Source organism: Bartonella sp. MU70NMGDW (assembly GCF_042194085.1).
In the GTDB taxonomy this organism is placed as follows: Bacteria; Pseudomonadota; Alphaproteobacteria; order Rhizobiales; family Rhizobiaceae; genus Bartonella; species Bartonella grahamii.
This window is the reverse complement of sequence record NZ_JBHIMK010000054.1, coordinates 1-13,119: the sequence shown is the minus strand read 5'-3', so window position 1 is coordinate 13,119 and position 13,119 is coordinate 1. Positions and strand designations below refer to the sequence as shown.

General features: G+C 34.9%; 9 protein-coding genes and 1 tRNA gene. 5 read left to right on the top strand and 5 right to left on the bottom strand.

Annotation, left to right across the window (positions count from 1 at the left end):
* The first annotated feature begins 122 nt into the window (after nucleotides 1–122).
* Nucleotides 123–212, top strand: a tRNA-Ser gene (locus ACFIKE_RS06215).
* Nucleotides 213–670: 458 nt separating this feature from the next.
* Here ACFIKE_RS06215 and ACFIKE_RS06210 read toward each other — a convergent pair.
* On the bottom strand, nucleotides 671–1,891 hold the full coding sequence (locus tag ACFIKE_RS06210; RefSeq protein WP_375648678.1) for an MFS transporter: 1,221 nt from the start codon (nucleotides 1,889–1,891) through the stop codon (nucleotides 671–673).
* A gap of 1,951 nt (nucleotides 1,892–3,842) precedes the next feature.
* Between ACFIKE_RS06210 and ACFIKE_RS06205 the strand changes: the two genes are divergently transcribed.
* Complete coding sequence (locus ACFIKE_RS06205) at nucleotides 3,843–4,415, top strand: YqcI/YcgG family protein (protein WP_375648682.1); 573 nt, start codon at nucleotides 3,843–3,845, stop codon at nucleotides 4,413–4,415.
* A 730-nt stretch (nucleotides 4,416–5,145) separates the two neighbouring features.
* Here ACFIKE_RS06205 and ACFIKE_RS06200 read toward each other — a convergent pair.
* Both ACFIKE_RS06200 and ACFIKE_RS06195 read right to left on the bottom strand, forming a co-directional pair.
* Nucleotides 5,146–6,351 (bottom strand): ATP-grasp domain-containing protein, encoded by a 1,206-nt coding sequence (locus tag ACFIKE_RS06200; RefSeq protein WP_375648676.1) that lies wholly within the window; start codon nucleotides 6,349–6,351, stop codon nucleotides 5,146–5,148.
* The gene (locus ACFIKE_RS06195; protein WP_375648680.1) at nucleotides 6,348–7,538 is read right to left on the bottom strand and encodes an MFS transporter; all 1,191 of its coding nucleotides are present in this window, start codon (nucleotides 7,536–7,538) and stop codon (nucleotides 6,348–6,350) included. Before ACFIKE_RS06195 ends, ACFIKE_RS06200 begins: the two co-directional genes overlap by 4 nt.
* Before the next feature lie 1,070 nt (nucleotides 7,539–8,608).
* Between ACFIKE_RS06195 and tmk the strand changes: the two genes are divergently transcribed.
* The gene (gene tmk / locus ACFIKE_RS06190; protein ID WP_375648674.1) at nucleotides 8,609–9,259 is read left to right on the top strand and encodes a dTMP kinase; all 651 of its coding nucleotides are present in this window, start codon (nucleotides 8,609–8,611) and stop codon (nucleotides 9,257–9,259) included.
* 543 nt (nucleotides 9,260–9,802) lie between these two features.
* Nucleotides 9,803–11,014 carry an MFS transporter gene (locus tag ACFIKE_RS06185; protein ID WP_375648672.1) on the top strand — a complete coding sequence of 404 codons (1,212 nt, stop codon included), beginning with the start codon at nucleotides 9,803–9,805 and terminating at the stop codon, nucleotides 11,012–11,014.
* 320 nt (nucleotides 11,015–11,334) lie between these two features.
* Here ACFIKE_RS06185 and ACFIKE_RS06180 read toward each other — a convergent pair whose 3' ends face one another.
* Together ACFIKE_RS06180 and ACFIKE_RS06175 are read right to left on the bottom strand one after the other, a co-directional pair.
* Nucleotides 11,335–11,604 carry a hypothetical protein gene (locus ACFIKE_RS06180; protein WP_012754562.1) on the bottom strand — a complete coding sequence of 90 codons (270 nt, stop codon included), beginning with the start codon at nucleotides 11,602–11,604 and terminating at the stop codon, nucleotides 11,335–11,337.
* Between the two features lie 2 nt (nucleotides 11,605–11,606).
* On the bottom strand, nucleotides 11,607–12,053 hold the full coding sequence (locus ACFIKE_RS06175; protein ID WP_375648670.1) for a hypothetical protein: 447 nt from the start codon (nucleotides 12,051–12,053) through the stop codon (nucleotides 11,607–11,609).
* A 502-nt stretch (nucleotides 12,054–12,555) separates the two neighbouring features.
* On the opposite strand from ACFIKE_RS06175, the gene ACFIKE_RS06170 reads away from it, so the two are divergent.
* Complete coding sequence (locus ACFIKE_RS06170) at nucleotides 12,556–13,062, top strand: helix-turn-helix domain-containing protein (RefSeq protein WP_375648668.1); 507 nt, start codon at nucleotides 12,556–12,558, stop codon at nucleotides 13,060–13,062.
* Nucleotides 13,063–13,119 lie beyond the last annotated feature (57 nt).

The following is a 13,119-nucleotide window of genomic DNA, read 5'->3' as shown; positions in this document are numbered from 1 at the left end:
GGATGTGCTTGTTATTCAACAGATATAAGCTCTTACTTTAATAAATGAATTTGTTTTTTGAACTTTGAATGTATAATTTAGGCTTGCACGTTATTTCTTTCTGGGTATAGTGCGAGACTTCTGGAGAGGTGGCCGAGTGGTTGAAGGCGCACGCCTGGAACGCGTGTATATGGGAAACCATATCGAGGGTTCGAATCCCTCTCTCTCCGCCATTAATTTAAAGCGAACTTTCATATGCTTGATATGACATAGCTTAAAAAGCTCAGCATTTGCAGGATTTTTATTGTTTGCAATTGACCAGTTTGCGCTGATCTGTGTCTGTCATTGTGTATACCTAGAGATTGCTGTTTAATTTCCATGAATTTTATGATTTCTAAGTTACCCTTCTCTCGATCTTTAGATAACCTGATCTAGCATAAACGATCTTTTCAAATATCATTAAAGGGTTCTTGCCATTATCACTAACTTCTTATAAAGCTTCAGAATTAATGGTGATCATAGTTCTATTTGTAACGGGATAAATGCGTTTATTCACATGAGAGGTAACGAACACCTCAGCTTTTCTCACGCAATGTGCTCATTTAAAATTAATGTCATGAATATTTGTACGAAATCTTTATCTATACAATAATCAAAAAAAGGCTGACGTAATATAATAATTGAAGATCATTCATGCGGCGCTTTCTTTTATTTCTAAGCTTTGTATGTAAATAGATAGTCCGTGTACAATAAATAAAGGGGCGCAAAAACCTATAAATATACACAGGACATATAATATAGAAAATGAAAAAAATTTTTCTGCATATAAAAGCACAATAGAGAATAAAGCCGTTATGATGCGCACACTGGCATCGCCTGCCAAAATCACCTCGGCTAAATTTTCACTAGGTGTGATAGCTTGTCCAATTGTTATTCCCGATACCCTAAAATAAAATTGCCCAATACCTAATAAAAAACCCATAATATAAAGGGAATATTGAGTAAAATTTAAATATAAAACAAAAGAGATTGCGATCACTGCAAAAGCCGGTGTTCCCCATACAAAAAAACGAATTAAAGATGGAAATTTCCGTAAATAATAGGATGAGATAAGACCATTGACTACAAAACCCAGTGCTGACAAAGCAAAAATAGAATTTTGAATAGCTGTGAATTTTATATTATCTGATGTTATAGATGCAAGAACAAGTGGCAATAGAACAATAGGCCCCGTATAGAGAAAATTGCTCAAAATACGATTAATCGTTAAAAAACGCAACGCAGAAATCCGCCAAAGGCACCTAAAACCAACTCCATAAGCTTTTTGAGATGGCTTTTTTAATAGCTCTTCTACTCTGTTTATTTGTTGTATAGACTTTATACGAAACCATAAGCTGGCATTCAAAAGATAAATCAATACAATAAAGGCTATGGCTATTTTGTGCCCCAAATGCGCAATTATAAAATATATAAGCAATGGGGATATAATAACAAAAAACTGACAGCAACTAGTATAAAATGCAAAAATTCCAGCTTTTTGTTTGGGAGCTGGAACCAGCTGATTCAAGGCACTATTGTTATTTGGGTTATCTGCCCCCATCAAGAGAGCAAGTAAAAAAAATACAAATAAAATAAGTACCGGATTGTTCATAAATAATAAGAACGATAATAAACAAGCGCAAATAATTTGACTATAAAACCCAATTATAAAGCCTTGATAGTGCGCCAACACATTCCCCAAACATAAGCCAGCAATTCCAATTGCGATTAAATTAACAACATTTAAAGTAGCAGATGCTTCTCCCGTTGTATCTTGGAATTGTAACAAAGAAAGGCCAATAGATAATACACCACTAGCACAAAAACTCGTCAAACAACCAATCAAAATCATAAGAAAAACAGAATTACGCAATAACCTTCCCCCTCTTAAATAGAGACTCAAGCCATTTTATGATTTTTTCCATTATCGAATATGGTTCGGTACTAAATTCCAGTTTCTCACAAAATTTTAGTTCAAATGCGTTATAGGCACTTATTTTTTGCAAGTCATCTGTCCGTATGGATTCTATACTTGGCAACGTTGCGCCCATAGATTGAGACAAATAATAGGAAATTACTTTCCAATACATATAAGTACGCTCTCTTGCCAAATAATTTTCCAAGACATATTTCAAATGACAACCATCTAAAATATATTTCGAACAATGGTGCAACGGATAACAAATACAAATAGCATCCGCTTCATGTACGGGACAAGAAAAAATATTAATATTTTTATCATCTCATAATATTATAAAAACTGTCAGTGAGCAGATCTTCTAAATTTAGTCTAGACAAAACAAGAGTGTTTGCTATTTTTGAGCAACATGAGACAAAGCCAATCTTACTACTAAAGTTCCAATAACCTTTAAGTCAGATTCTGGATAAGCTTTTTTAAAATTCCCCACCCATATGTTTCTATGATATATAATAATTGGCTCATCTCGTCTGAATGAACAAGATGTAATTCTAAATCAATATTATCACAAAGTTTTTAGTTCTTGAATTCCCTGTATCCTAATCTGGTATTCTTAAATCATTATAGCAACTAAAGAGTTTTTAAGTATTCCAGCTTTTATTAAACTTTGTAATAATGTATCGGAATCTCCCCTTCACGGACTTCGACAATTATTGTATCACCACTATAAGAACAAAAAAATTATCTTTGAATTTGCTTACTTTTAGAAAGAAAAATGAGCAACACTCTTCCTTAACTAAAAGAAACATGCTCTCTACCTTTTTCTTTATGATGATCAAAAACCTATACTGTTACAATTCGATTATCAATTATTAGGATAAATATTCTGCGTTTAGCCTAATAAACTGTTATGATCAATGTTTCTCTCTATTCTAAAAATCAGCGCTTTTCTTCCTAGAGATACTCGTAATTGCTGTACAATCTTTCCAAAAAAGGCACCCCTTCAACATTGCTATTAACACGATCATCCTGAGAAGTTTTATACATACACACTTCATTATACGGAATTCTATGTATTTTTTTAACTTACTCAACGAACCAACATTTTCTAATGGGCAACATAAATCACGAAATTTGTGTGCTGTCACAATTCGAAAAACAATCACATATCTCCCTCTAATGATAGACAATGTCATTAGAAGAAAGCCTTAATGATATCGGTAGAATAAATTAACCAGAAAAAATTGCAGCGCAGATAGAACAAATTTTATTTTATACCTTGTAACTCTCTATAAATTTTAATCCTTTTTGTTAAAGGTTCTTATGCAATTTTTTCTATATTCAGTATTTTTTTCCACTTGTTTGCAACAAAAGATTAATAGCTAAATTCACCTATGTTATAATAGTTCTTCTTTTGGTAAAAGAGGGCTGCTTCAATCTCGACATGTAAATATTTTAATTCTTTAATATATTCTCTTCAGATGCTTTAGATTAAAAACACACCAAAACCAAAATATTTATTTTACTTAAGTTATTGAATATTATTTAAGAAGTAGGAAAATAAAGTGATGCAAGAGTTAAAAAAATTATTTAAAAGTTCAAATCCATCTACATTTTAGAGCCATCACGCATGGTAATAACAGTTGTCATTAGGTATACTAAATATGCTTGATAGCTTTTCTGCTTCATGCTTGTAGGGAGTTCCAGATAGAGATAATACCAGAATCCATCCGTGAATGCTCGATAATAAAGCTGTAAACAAAATTATTTTCTTGTTGTTTAACCGGTTAAGCTTGATCCATTTTTTTTCCTAAAGAATAACGTTCTTAGCGATTTATTGTTAGGAAAAAGCTTAACTGATATAGATAGTTTTCAGCTTTGTAAAAAGCGAATTCCATTTACTAATATGCTTAGATTTGGGTGCTACAACAAGTTGACCGCAAAAAATATGATGGAAGACCTGATAACTTATTGCGATAAATATAAAAATTTTGGAAAGAACACATCTTTTGTTGCATTCGAGGAACCTGCCCCCGTACAAAGTATCGAAGTTTATAGAGAAAAATTCTGGTCTATACTTAAAGATTTGAGAATGCTTGATGACCGAGAATGGCCTAAGCATATACCAAAAAATATGGACAATCCTCTATGGGAGTTCTGCTTTCATGGGGAGCCTATGTTTATAGTTTGCAATACCCCATCCCATATAAACAGAATAAGTAGGAGAAGTTCTACATTTATGTTAACTTTCCAGCCTAGGTGGTTTTTTTCTGATCTGCTCGATACAGAACAAAAAGCAAAAAATGCATTCTCCGCTGTAACAAAAAGACTTGAACCTTTTGATATTATAACAAAATCTCCTTTTTTAGGAAAATATGGCGAACCCCAAAACAGAGAATGGACGCAATACTTTCTGCAAGATAATAATATTGAATCCCCACCTTGCCCATATCATATAATGGAGCACGAGAATGACTAAATTTTCTAAAATTAAATTAAATAAAAATATCTATGATATATTCAAAATGATGCTGCCAGAGCAAGATCGATAGAGATACAAAGAGATTTTCCAAAAAAAATACACGATTGGCATATTCACCAAGTCGATGAAACTCTCTTAAATTATAGAGGGAGAGTTAGATTTTTTCTATAGCGAAAAACGTATAACCTGTACACTAGGAGATATTATACATCTACCTGCCAATACAAGGCACAAATCAATTGCAGCAGATGTAGGATGCATATATGCAATTGCTACAGAAAATCTCACTATTGGAGATATTAGAGATAGGTAACCGCACGCTCTTTAATAGATTCTTTCTCATACAGGATTTTATTCTTTTACTCTTGCTTCCCATAATACGCTCCTATATTCTGCGGAAAATAAGGCTATGAAGCTTACGGACTCTGCCACAAATCAACATAGAAACTTTTCAAAAACCGCATTTTACAGCACAAAATAGAACATTGGAGGGTATTTGCATTCAAACTTATAGATAAAGGAGGCATAGGTATTAAACGAACCATCAATTAGTGGTACATATCTTTTGAGTATCCATTTATACCAAATAGACAGGGAAAAGGTCTAATTGTGTTATTCATGGTTGCATCGAATTCTTTAAAAACGATCTGCTTCCATTTTTAATATTTGTCTATATTTTCAATTATTTGCGTTGCTGAATCCATGTTTTCCTCCCAATTGTTGTATTTTATAAGAAATTGCTACGAATGATTCTCTCCAAAGCTGATAATTCATCATCACTGTGTCCCCAAATTGCTATAATAGCTGGGCAGGTATTTAAATCGATGGTTAGGGGTAGGGGCTCGTTTTCTTTAAAAAAGAGCATAAAATGAACCACATTTTCCCAAGAATGAAGCTTTTGCTGCCATACGTTAACATCTTTTATAATATGACCGTCGATCTCGTTGATAAGAAAGATAATACGCCCTTTTTTCTTAAAGCGACTTGGTGTTTGCGAAAACACGCCTGCAATAAGGTTAACGGAGCTTTCAAGTAAATCATCTTCATAGCAATGCGCGAATAAAGTGGGTGCAATTCCTCCGTGGAGGCGGGCTCCTACTTCGATCATCACTGGACCACGAGCTGTTTGCATGATTTCCATATGCGCGGGCCCATATTCAATCCCCAGCGCGCGAATGCATTGTTTTGCATAAGAGATAAGAGGGGCATAAGAGGGATCTTGAGCATCAAGTACATCAAGCGATTCATAAACAAAGGCACTTTCATTATGAATACCTTTTTTATACCGCGATAAAGCACATATCTTTATAGCCTCTCCATTTACAACGGCGTCGACGATGTATTCCTCTCCCTCCAATCTTTCTTGGAGTAAATAAGTCTCGTTAGGTGCACCAAAAATATTTTTTTGCGTCCAGTCGATTCTAGAGGACCATGCCGCCACTTCTTCACAGCTGGAGAAAAACAAAACGCCATCGCTTCCAGCAGAATCATTCGGCTTTACCACATAGCCGCTGGGACTTTCAAAACCATCGAGAGTACAATTGTCTTTTGTAAGAATTTTTGATCGGATGTAAGATAAACCATTTTCACAAAGGCGCTTTTGCATTGCTGCCTTTTTTCGTCGCCAATCGGTGGTTGAGGGATTGTTCCCAAGGCAACCATAATAAGCCGCCAATTGATCTGCACAATAAATACTTACCTCGGCGCCTGCCACCACGGCCTCTATCGCGCCGATAGGAAAGCGTGTCTTTATCTCATCTACATTATGAAGTTTCGCTTCTGCCATGCCCTCTCCCTGATAAGAAAGCATATAGTGTGAAAAAGGAGCTTGTTGAGAGACAACACCATAACAAGTATAGCCTAATTTTTGCAAAGCAGGGGCATAGAGGGCACCTGTGGAGAAAGGGTCGACAATAAGAATAGGTTTTCTCATACTTTGTTCCGCTGCGATAAAAGGAAAAGAACATAAATAAAGATTATTAGCCCTATAAGGGGGAGAAGATAAACAGCTGCTTGAGGACCCATAAGGGCAGAGCTTGTAAGAAGACCAAGGATAACATAACCTGCCGATTGGGAGAGAGTATAAAGCATACCGCTATAGCTTCCCACCAGCTCTGCTTGAGCCTCTGTTTTAGTCGCTTCAATCGTATGTTTGCGGGCATTAATTCGCATGGTATTCATTGAAAAGCCAATAAAAAAGCAAAAGACCACAGCCAAATAGGGCGATTGTGTGGTGCTAAAAATAAGATCAGCCACGCTCAACATAAGGGCTGGGAGAATAAATTCAAAGCGAGGGATTTTGATAAAAGCAGCCAAAAAAGCGCCCATGCCCGCGACCGCACTGCAAAGCCCATAATATTCAGAGCCAAAATTTTTCACACTCTGAAAAAGAATGGTTGCCAGTGTATTATAAGCGCAAATATGAAAGCCAATAAGTCCTATGCAGACGCATAAAAGTTTAAGCTCACGGGAGAGTCCATCCGCTTGCGGTGTAGGTGCTGTCTTCTTATCGGTTGCAGGTGCTGTGGTATCTGTAGCGTTATATTCATCGCAAAAGATAATATATCCGGCTATAAGGCTTATAATGATGTCAAACACACAAAGTGCCACAATCAAACCATTATAGCCAATTTCAGCCGCTACCCCTCTTGGGCTGGTTGCTTCTAAGAGATAACCACTCAATGCTGCTCCCAAAAAGGCGCCAATTTGCACCACTGTTTGCATAATGCGGGAAGCCTTTTGGGCGCTAATATAACCACTAAGCGCTAGTTTAGTATTATAAGTCTCGAGTGTGCTTAAGGTAATCAAAGAGAGATAGCCGATAGAGATAGAGACAGCGATAAAACCAAAGGGGGAATCAGCATAATGGAAAAGTGCAATCAATAAAAGAAGGCTATAGATAATGATCCGCCTTTTGTATAAATCGACCAACCGCAGTGAGGCTTTAATGCGCACAAGTCCGCTTTTTTTCAAAAAATAGGGCATAAGGGTGCCCAAAGCCATGGTTACGCCCAAGAAAACCGATGAGGATGTTATGCGATAAGCATTCCAAAGATTACTTAAAAATAAAACCATATCAGAGAGATAGAGCAGGACAACAAGCCCATAAAACCGAAACATCAGTTGTTTGTGCACATCATCCCCCCATTTCGGAATCTCTTAAAAACACGCAGCATTATAAATCAGTACACATGTTTACAAGCTATGGGCATATAAATGTATTACTGGGCATGTCAAGTTTTTTGATCGGGAAAAATTGAACGCTGATGTTTATGGTAGTGATAGCTTATTTTCAGGAGAATGAGTAGGGTGGAGGCTGGTATTTTTACTACGTCTCTTGGCAGGTGGCTTGCCAATAAGGAACTATGTCCTAGAGATATATTTTGCGCTTTCAAGTTGATTTTGTTTACACTCAAGGTTGAGGTTTTGTTATTGACCGTTGTTAGATGTTGTTGTGACAACAAAATTCGTTATCTATCAGAAACATTTATGGCATTAGCGCTAAGGTATGCGGTTGTATTAAAGTCTTTACATGGTAGTCTTTTTCATAGAAAGGTATTATTGGTTCAGTTTTAGGAGGCTTTGTTACGGCTGATTTTGACGTTGTTGTTTGAAGGCTTATTATAATATTCTTAATTTCAGTTTATGAATATATTGAAAATATAGTGAAACATTTGATTTAAAAGCTTTTGCAAGATATATTTCAATATCTCAGCGATGTTTTCCGAGAATTGCTCTGCTGCTTTTTGACGGAATCGAATATCAAATTCTTATAGCGTGGGCAGTGGTTTGAGAAAAGATTGATTTCATTAGATTCCTATGTAGTGCAATCTAGTATCAGCTCTTAAGGGACAATAATATACTGAGATCGAACTCATTTCTATACGCTTACACGACGTTATAGGAGTAATCCTCAGAAACTCTACTAGAATTCGTTAAGAAATGGCAGGGTATGTAGTGTGAGCAAAAAATATATTTTTTACAAATTCTTAATCTCATTTTAAGCTGTCTAACATATAACCTCATCTTAAAACTAAGTCTATATACCGCCATTTATCATAAAGTTAATAAGTTATACAAATGCGGGAGTATTGTGTGTTTCTGTTTAGAGACGAGTAAAAAACACCTTATTAAACATTAAGAGATTTTAGACATAAAACAATTTAACTTATGGAAAATATATAGACAAAATGTATCTTGATAAAAAAGTTTATAATTCCATGTGGTCTCCAAAGAAATTTTCTGGTTCTTTTATTGTCTTATGTGGATTTGATGGGAGTGGAAAGACAACACAAACAAAAGAAATTGCTCGCCATTACTCAACAGAAAAACATATAATACAAACTTTTCAACCCAGTTATTGGTATAGAAATAATCCAGAAATTAGAGATTACTTAGATAATGGAAAAGCAATTGATCCGTTGCTTTTAGCACTCTTATCAGCGACAGATAGACGCAAACATACGCTTGAAATTATTGAACCTTCCTTAATGTCATCGCAAAATTTATTAATTAGCGATCGATATGTTTATTCTAGTCTTGCTTATTTTTATGCTCGAGAGCTTTCTGTTGAAAGTGTAGTTAAATTAAATCAATCTATTCCAAGACCTCATATTACATTTTATCTTCATTTACCGCCCACTACTATACTGGAGCGGTTGCAGAAAAGGGATGGTTTAAAGTTAAAATACGAAGAAAAACTCTCTTTTATTGAAAAAGTTTACAAAGTATACAAAGTTTTATCAGAAATAGATGAGCGGTTTATAACAATTGATGGAACTGCTTCTGTTTCTTTAATTCATCATCAAATACGACATCATATAGATAAGGTTTGTTTTTGATTATGAATAAAATCATTTATTAATCAATTTATCCACGATAGATCCTCCTTTATGTATTCGTACTCTAAATCTGAAACTTTAGAGATATGATTGCAATAATTTAACTGCTCAGGAAAAATATCACGTTATATATTTTAATTGGAAAATTAACTGTAATGGGTTTGTTTTAAAAGATTTAGAGAAGGGGAGTAGAAAAGTTATCAATATTTATCGTGAGAATAATAGTATGTTTATTCTTTTAGAGACGAAGTGTGGTGATAGAATAACGACATGGAGGGATATACTCGAGCATATTTTAGTGCACGGAATAATAAGGACAATGATGTGTGTGAAGCTTCCATACCGTAAATTGTTTCATATATGTATAAATGTTTTGTTTTCATAGAAGAATTAATCATACCACAGCACAAAGATTTTAAAAGTCTCACAAAAGGAATTTTGCTTTCTTAAATTTAATGATCTAAAATGAAAATTGTAAGAATGCATGTTTTTAAACAGGATGTATCATGCATATCGACGGGTATTTATTTTAGAGGATAATTTATGTTCACTTCAAATTTGAAGGAACGCATTGCTTTATTTGAAAATAGAACTTTTCTCTATTTTACTTTGAGCGGCTTATTTGCTACATTTGGAAGTGGACTAAATTATATTACATTGTCATGGCTCGCTTACAATCAGACGGGCTCAATCCGTGGTGTAGCGTTGATGATGCTTTTTCTTTGGACGCCTGGCATTATTTTTGCGCCTATTTTTGGCATATTGGCAGATAAATATAATCGTAAAACGCAGATTATTATTTCAAATCTTGTGAGAGGTTTGGTAATCGTTGGCTGGGTAATGCTTTGGCATTTTGGTATAGAAATTGAATTGATGGTCTTATCTGCTCTTTTGGGTATTTTTATCCCTTTTTATATGCCATCAGCTATTTCTTTAATTCAAAGTATTGTGCTGAAAGAACAGCTCATTAATGCAAATGCGACCATCGATATGGTTTATGAACTTGGCACTATCGTAGGTATGGGCTTAAGTGGATTGATACTGTCCTATGCAGGAACAAAAGGAACTCTTCTAATAGGTGGTATATTCTTTATCATTGCTGGTTTATTTAATTTTGCAATGAAGGTACCTAAAAACCGAAGATCTAAAAATCAAAACCAGCAAAATTGGTGGGAAAATTATACAGCAGCCCTTCATTACTTTAAACAGAATCCGGCTCTTTTTGTACCTTATACAAGCCAGATGATTATTATGACTCTTTTGATGACTATTCCTGTTATTGTCGTTCCTTATATACAAGAGGTTTTACATGCGGATAGCAGGACCTTTGCAATATTTGAGGTGCTTTATTCTATGGGCGTATTGACAGGTGCGTTTTTTTCACCACTTCTTTGTAAAGTTTTATCCATAAAGAAAACATTAGCCATTTTATTAGCTTTTATGGCTATTGGTCTCGCTATTCTATCTGTTAATACACACAATTTTGTTGCTTTTCCTGTTTACTTTATGATTGGATTTGGACTTTCAAGTTGGGCTCTTTCGATTTCTTTATCACAACTCTCTTGTGATCCTGAATACCAAGGAAGATTGCAGGCAAGTTTTAATGCTATCTCTGGATGCTTGATCCTCGCAGTCTATCTCATTATGGCACGCGATAACAGTAGCATATCACCTCAATCGATATATTTTTTTCAAAGCATTGTTGCGTTTGTTGGAATATTCATAGTGCTGTTTTATAAACATGAAAAACAATAAATTACGTTTAAGAGTGGTCAATATACGCTATTTTATAAACATTTACGCTGCTGCACATTTCATATTTTGCTTTTAAAGGAGAGTTGAGAAAATGTAAAAATTGGTGCTTAATGAATAAAGCATACATTGATGTATGCTAGAGAATACTCTCTATTTTTTGATAACGACCCACAAGAATTTCTGCGTTTCTTTAATTCATCTCACTGTTGTTAAGAAGATGAAACCGCAACACTTTAAATCTTTTTGAAAGTTTTTTTGTTTAAGCGCAGTAGAAAATAAAGCGATGAGGTAATATCGTATCATACGGGGAGAGTGTTGCATTATTTTTGTTTTTCAAAATCCATATGAAAAATTGTATCAATTTCATCTTCATTGGAATGGGTATTTCTACGACGATGCAAGGTTTGCACAATCTCTTTTTTTAACACGGCATCTGTTTCACTTAAACGGTGAATACTGAGTTCCAATTCAAGAGATAACGCCAAATCCACGCACAGTTTAAGCTCTTCTCCAATGTCGAAACCGCGTTGATAGTCGTCATAAAGACCAACCAGTGTATCAGATAATTCTTTATCGCATAAAGAGGTCATGCTTAATTCCTCAACGTTGCGGGTTTCCGTGCAGCTTTTTTAAGTATCACTCCACTATTATCACTTAGAATTGCCATGTATATGAACCTCATGGTTTTGTCAATTTTCTGCAAAATACGCGCTTTTAAACCAATGTCTATTAAAGACTTTATTACTTCAAGATTTTGAAGCGCCCAATTGTAAATATGGATGGTAATGTGTTTACTATAGAACTTATAGCATTTAAAATACATTGCCAAAAGGCTTTTAATATGCATAGAGGAGGAGCATTCTGACGATAAACCAAACACCCTGAAATCTCTATTGCCAAGTACAGCTAAATCAGCACCATTAATATATAAAATAAGCAAACATGGTTTGTAAACGTCTAACTTTTTAATAACGAGTGATAATCTCATTTTTTGTAGAATACTAATTATTTTGCCTATTTTATATTGATTTTTAGACATTGATAAACTTTTTACCTTATGTTGTAATGTAAAAACTTTGGGAAGTGTATTTATAGATTTTTGCAAAAAGGTTTAAGCAGGTTTACTGGGCTGTTGAGTGAGAGAACCTGTGTTGGGCTTTTTGCTTCTGAAAGAATATGACTGTGACTTTTGAGAAAGTAGTTGGCAAGAATTTGCTTGGCGTGCAAACTGATAGAGTTGGCAGTGGCGCATTTAGCTTTTTCATTAGGCTGTGTCCAAATGTTTTTGACTCTGGAAAATAGCCTCTGATAGGCTTGAGTTTTTCCAAAGTTATATTACAGGGGCGCAGTTCAGTAAAATACCACGGCGATTGCATTTTTGTGTGATTGTCATAAATTTCGCTCCTGCTTAAACGGATACTACAACATCCATTTTTGTGGGGTTATGTATGTGATAACTGCTCTTCTTAAGGAGCAGTAATGATAGATATAAATCAATATAATTATTTAGTCAACAATTATATTGATTTGGGAGTGTTTTTTTGGCTCGTCCGGAAGCAAAACCTAAAACTGAGTTGGCAAAACGTTTTCGTGAGGTGCGTCACGCTCTTGGTTTTACAGAGCGTAAGCAGTTTGCTGAACATCTTGGTATCACTGCTGGCTCTATAGGAACTTATGAAACTGGTATAAGTGAGCCTACAGCCTCTGCGCTCTCCAAATATCAAGAAATTTGTGGTGTTTCATTAGATTGGCTTGTAACGGGCAATGGTGAGATGTTTTCAGATATGGCAAAGGCGAAAGCAGCTGGTTTTAAACCACAAGCGATTCCTGTTGGGCTGATGAAAAAGCTTGGACATTTGGTTTATACGACCTATCATGATGCAAAAATAACACTTTCTCCTGAAGATGTTGCAGAATTAGCAGCAGAGCTTTATGGGAAATTGCAAGAGCTCATTCAAAATCTCAATGATATGGAAGAAGTCGAAGCCACTTTGCCACTTTTAAAATTACATTTAAAGCGTAAAATCGAAACTGAAAAGCACATCTAGAAACGTCATAAGATACGAATGAACAGCCTTTTTAAAAAATAAAACTTTTTTGATTTT

Coding starts and splice junctions, on each gene's coding strand:
- ACFIKE_RS06205 (WP_375648682.1), top strand. CDS start 3,843: ATGCTTAGATTTGGGTGCTACAACAAGTTGACCGCAAAAAATATGATG.
- ACFIKE_RS06200 (WP_375648676.1), bottom strand. CDS start 6,351: ATGAGAAAACCTATTCTTATTGTCGACCCTTTCTCCACAGGTGCCCTC.
- ACFIKE_RS06195 (WP_375648680.1), bottom strand. CDS start 7,538: ATGTTTCGGTTTTATGGGCTTGTTGTCCTGCTCTATCTCTCTGATATG.
- tmk (WP_375648674.1), top strand. CDS start 8,609: ATGTATCTTGATAAAAAAGTTTATAATTCCATGTGGTCTCCAAAGAAA.
- ACFIKE_RS06185 (WP_375648672.1), top strand. CDS start 9,803: ATGTTCACTTCAAATTTGAAGGAACGCATTGCTTTATTTGAAAATAGA.
- ACFIKE_RS06180 (WP_012754562.1), bottom strand. CDS start 11,604: ATGACCTCTTTATGCGATAAAGAATTATCTGATACACTGGTTGGTCTT.
- ACFIKE_RS06175 (WP_375648670.1), bottom strand. CDS start 12,053: ATGTCTAAAAATCAATATAAAATAGGCAAAATAATTAGTATTCTACAA.